Consider the following 3,583-nt stretch of genomic DNA (forward strand, 5'->3'; position numbering starts at 1 on the left):
CGGCACTCCCCCGGGGCTCGTCGTCGGGATCATCGCGGGCGGCACCCAAGCCATCCAGAAGCCAGTGGAGTACGCCGAGGACAACGCCACTGCCGGAGCCCGGGACCTGCACGACATCAGCGTGACCGAGGCGGACGCCGTCGTCGGAATCTCGGCTTCGGGACGCACACCGTACGTGATCGGCGCCCTTGAGGAGGCCCGCAGCCGAGGCGCTTTCACCGCCTCGATCGCTTGCAACCACGCTTCGCCCATCAGCAAACTGGCGGACGTGGCGATCGACGTCGTGGTTGGTCCCGAGTTCGTTGCCGGTTCAACGCGGCTGAAGGCCGGCACGGCGCAGAAACTCGTCCTCAACATGATCAGCACGCTCGCGATGGTCAAGCTCGGGAAGACCTACGGAAACCTGATGGTCGATCTGCGGGCAACCAACAACAAGCTCCTCGCAAGGTCCCAACGGACCATCCAACACGCCACCGGAGTGGACGCAGAGACGGCGATTCGCGCGCTGGATTCCGTGGGCGGATCGGTCAAGGCAGCCATCCTGGTAGTGCTGACGGGGATCGATCCGGGGCAGGCCAAGAGCGCTTTGGACGAGGCCGGCGGCTTCCTGCGAAAGGCGATCGAGAAGCACGGATAGAGTTTTCCCCAGGAGGGGAAATGAATACTTACACGACCGTCCCGAGCGGCGAACAGGTTGTCCAGGAGCTGCCGTGGCGGTGGAAGGTCCAGGGCAGGATCTTCCTGATCGGGGGCCTCGGCTTCATGTTCGATGCCTGGGACGTCACCCTCAACGGCATCCTCATTCCGCTGCTTTCCAAGCATTGGTCCCTCCAGCCCGCCGACGCCGGATGGATCGGGACCGCAAACCTGATCGGCATGGCCTTGGGCGCCTTCGCCTGGGGTACCATCGCGGACACCATCGGCCGGAAACGGGCCTTCACGGCCACCCTGCTGATCTTCTCCATCTTTACTGTGTTGGGAGCTTTCGCGCCGGACATCGTGTGGTTCTGCATCTTCCGCTTCATGGCCGGCTTCGGGCTGGGCGGCTGCATTCCGGTGGACTACGCACTCGTCGGTGAATTCACGCCACGGAAGCATCGCGGCAAGGTGCTCACGGCCATGGATGGTTGGTGGCCCGTAGGGGCCGCCCTGTGCGGCTTCATTTCGGCCGGACTTGTTGCGGCCTTTGCCGATTGGCGCCTCACCATGCTCGTGATGGTGTTGCCTGCCCTTCTGGTGTTCTGGGTCAGGCGGAGCGTGCCCGAATCCCCGCTCTTCCTCATCCGCAGGGGCCGGCGCCAAGAAGCCGCCGACGTCATCGACAGCCTCGTCCTGGCCACGGGAGCCGAGCCGCGCGCCTACAGCCTGCCCGCGCCACAAGATGCTCCGCGCCTCTCCGCCGGCAGCGCGTGGCAGCAACTGCGACGGATCTGGCAGTTCAACTGGAAGATCACGACGGCGGCCTGGGCCCTGTTTTTCAGCATCCTTCTGGTCTACTACTTGAGCTTGACGTGGATGCCGCGGATTCTGATCGGCGCCGGGTTCGAGGAGTACAAGGCCTTCGTGACGACAGCCGGGATGGCCGGCGTCGGGCTCCTGGGCGTGGCGGTCGCGGCAGTGCTGGTGGAGCGGGTGGGCCGCAAGTGGATCCTGGCCATCACCGCGCCGCTGTCCGCGTTGGCCCTGGTGATCGTGTCATTGGTGGTGGACATTCCGGACGCGGCGGTGTTCTGGCTCCTGGCGTTCGGCTTCGTCATCCAGGTGGCCATCCCGGTGCTCTACACCTACGTGTCGGAGCTCTACCCCACGGAGCTTCGGGGTTCCGGCTTCGGCTGGGCCTCGACCTTCTCACGCGTTGGTGCCGGGATCGGGCCACTCGTGTTCGCTTCGTATTTCTGGCCCGAGCTTGGCCTGGCCACGTCTTTCGCCTTGGCTGGCGGGCTCATCGTGGTGGCGGTGCTGTGGATGGCGTTGTTTGCGCCGGAGACCAAGCAGCTCGAGCTCGACTGAGCATGCCCCACGGGGGTGCCCAACTGACTCGCATTTGTTGTCGTTATGAGCCGCCAAAACGACATCTAATGCGAGCTAGTTGGGCCGAACGGAGGACTTAGGCGTGCTTTCCCGCCGCGAGCTCTGCGAGCGTCCGGACCAGGAGCCTACGCTCCACCACCTTGATGCGTTCGTGCAGGGTGTCCTCGGTGTCGTCCGGGGCGATGTCCACCGCTTCCTGGGCGATGATGGGCCCGGTGTCCACGCCGGCGTCGGCCCAGTGGACAGTGCAGCCGGTCACTTTCACACCATAGGCCATGGCATCGCGGACTCCATGGGCTCCCGGGAAAGCGGGAAGCAGTGCGGGGTGGGTGTTGAGGTACTTGCCTCCGAAGGCATCGATGAACTCCGGACTCACAATCCGCATGAACCCGGACGAGACCACCACGTCCGGATCGTACGAGGCAACGGCTTTGGTAAGTGCCGCGTTCCAATCGGCCCTGTCCGCGTAGTCCTTGAAGTCCACCACGAAGGTGTCCAGTCCGGCTTCGGCAGAGCGTTCCACGCCGTAGGTACCCGGCCGGTCGGCTCCCACGGCTGCGATCTCAATGTCCAGCTCGCCCGCCTTCACGGCGTCGATTACTGCTTGGAGGTTGGAACCGGTGCCGGAGACGAGGACAACAATACGCATTGCACTAGCTTATGGCTGGCTCGCGTAGGCTGGAAAACATGAATTCCGGCGTTGGACCCACCCCGCAGCATCAGCCTCAGAGCGAGGCTGCCAAATCAGCGCTTGCCGTTACCCACACGCTGTTCAGGACTTTCCTGCTGACCGTGCTTGGCGCCCTGTTCGTCTATATCCTGAACATCAGCTACGTCTGGCTCAGTGGAATCCTCACCGTCATCGCCGCGGTGCTTGGAGTGGTGGTCCTCGTGCGGGCGATCCGGTTCAAGCAGCCGCGCATCGTTCTGTTCGGCACCATTTCCGGGCTCGTGGTCACGGCCATCATGTGCCTGCTGGTGCTCACCGCAGTCGTCTTCTTCCAACAGGTCACCACCTTGGAGAACTGTGCACGAGGCGCACTGACGCTCCACGCCCAAAACTCGTGCCAGGTGGATTTCCAGAATTCCCTTCCCTCCGGATTGCGCTAGCCGGGGCGCAAGCCAGGTGAGGCAGGCACCTTAGCGGCGGTCACCGTCGTACACGGAATCGTCGAGATCCGCTTCGCGGAGCTTCTGCCGCCTTTCGAGCCAGGGCCCCACCCAATAACCGATCACGACGCCGATCCCCACCTCCGCGGCGATCCAGACTGCCGTCCACCGCGGGTCCGGGCCGATCTCGGTGAGACGCCCGATTCCGGCGGAACCGCGGCGCCAGCCAGGCGAGGCCTCCGGCCAAAGCCCCTGCGACGGCCCCGATGAGCGCGCCGAGGATCAGCGTGGAAACAGGAGCCGTGAACCAGCGCGCCTTGATCTTGATGGAGAGCCATTCGTCGAAGTGGTTCTCCCCCGCCCGCAGGAACCACCAGCCCGCCAACACACCGGCGATCACCGGCAGGGCGAGGGCCGCGGCGCCGAAGTCGAGCTGCCCGGT

Annotated in this window: 4 protein-coding genes and 1 pseudogene; 3 read left to right on the forward strand and 2 right to left on the reverse strand. The window is 64.6% G+C overall.

The features are described from left to right. Positions 1-637, forward strand: a 637-nt coding sequence (locus tag AHiyo1_RS06710) for an N-acetylmuramic acid 6-phosphate etherase (RefSeq protein WP_059388025.1), incomplete at its 5' end; no start/stop codon positions are given. Positions 638-657: 20 nt separating this feature from the next. Further along, positions 658-2,010 carry an MFS transporter gene (locus AHiyo1_RS06715; RefSeq protein ID WP_059388026.1) on the forward strand — a complete coding sequence of 451 codons (1,353 nt, stop codon included), beginning with the start codon at positions 658-660 and terminating at the stop codon, positions 2,008-2,010. Between the two features lie 97 nt (positions 2,011-2,107). Here AHiyo1_RS06715 and purN read toward each other — a convergent pair whose 3' ends face one another. Next, the gene (gene purN, locus AHiyo1_RS06720) at positions 2,108-2,680 is read right to left on the reverse strand and encodes a phosphoribosylglycinamide formyltransferase (protein ID WP_059388027.1); all 573 of its coding nucleotides are present in this window, start codon (positions 2,678-2,680) and stop codon (positions 2,108-2,110) included. A 38-nt stretch (positions 2,681-2,718) separates the two neighbouring features. Here purN and AHiyo1_RS06725 point away from each other — a divergent pair, with 38 nt between their 5' ends. Continuing rightward, positions 2,719-3,141 carry a hypothetical protein gene (locus tag AHiyo1_RS06725; protein WP_253257189.1) on the forward strand — a complete coding sequence of 141 codons (423 nt, stop codon included), beginning with the start codon at positions 2,719-2,721 and terminating at the stop codon, positions 3,139-3,141. Positions 3,142-3,171: 30 nt separating this feature from the next. On the opposite strand, the pseudogene AHiyo1_RS06730 reads toward AHiyo1_RS06725, so the two are convergent. Then, positions 3,172-3,583: pseudogene (locus AHiyo1_RS06730) on the reverse strand (cell division protein PerM); the annotation flags it as partial.

This window comes from Arthrobacter sp. Hiyo1 (assembly GCF_001263615.2).
Classification (GTDB): Bacteria; Actinomycetota; Actinomycetes; order Actinomycetales; family Micrococcaceae; genus Arthrobacter.